The sequence below is a fragment of the Pseudovibrio sp. Ad37 genome (assembly GCF_001623075.1).
Lineage (GTDB): Bacteria > Pseudomonadota > Alphaproteobacteria > Rhizobiales > Stappiaceae > Pseudovibrio.
Genome location: NZ_LMCF01000086.1, coordinates 1 through 757 on the forward strand (window position 1 = coordinate 1; position 757 = coordinate 757).

At 49.3% G+C, this 757-nt stretch carries 1 pseudogene; it reads right to left on the minus strand.

Annotated features, from left to right (window positions below):
* Nucleotides 1-130: 130 nt before the first annotated feature.
* Nucleotides 131-757: pseudogene (locus tag PsAD37_RS14065) on the minus strand (IS3 family transposase); the annotation flags it as partial.

Here is a 757-nt window from a genome sequence, read left to right on the forward strand (position 1 = left end):
TTACATTGAGGGCTTTTACAATCCAATCAGGCGACACTCGTCGTTAGGCTATCAATCGCCAATCGCGTTCGAGAGACAGAAAAGAAATAGTGAGACAGAGGCTCTCCATTTTCTTTAGGTCAGTCCATTTTCTGGCCTCTGGCACACTGGCGTAGGCCTTGAGGTAGACTTCCTCATACTTGATGGTGCGCCAGAACCGTTCGATAAAAACATTGTCGCGCCATGCTCCCTTGCCATCCATGGAGATCTTGATCTTCTCACGCTTGAGTACATCGGTGAAGTCTATGCTGGTGAATTGAGAGCCCTGATCAGAGTTGAAAATCTCTGGCTTGCCGTATTTAGCGAGTGCATCTTCCAGAGCTTCGATGCAGAAGGTAGCCTCCATGGTGATTGATAACCGCCAGCTCAGAACTTTGCACGAGTACCAGTCAATGATAGCGACCAGATAGGTGAAGCCCTTTGCCATGGGAATGTAGGAAATGTCGATGGCCCAGACCTGACTGGGTCTTAAAACCTCCACATCACGCAGCAGATACGGGTAGATTTTATGTTCTGGCGCCGGTTTGGACGTATTGGGTCGTCGGTAGATTGCCTCAATACCCATCCTCTTCATCAAGGACCTTACTCTACGTCGGCCGATATCAAAGCCTTCTACCTTCAACAGCTGCTGCAGCATGCGGCTACCCGCAAACGGATACTCTAGATGCAACTCGTCCAGCCGGCGCATGAGTTTCAATATTTCCGGTGAGTTTTTACT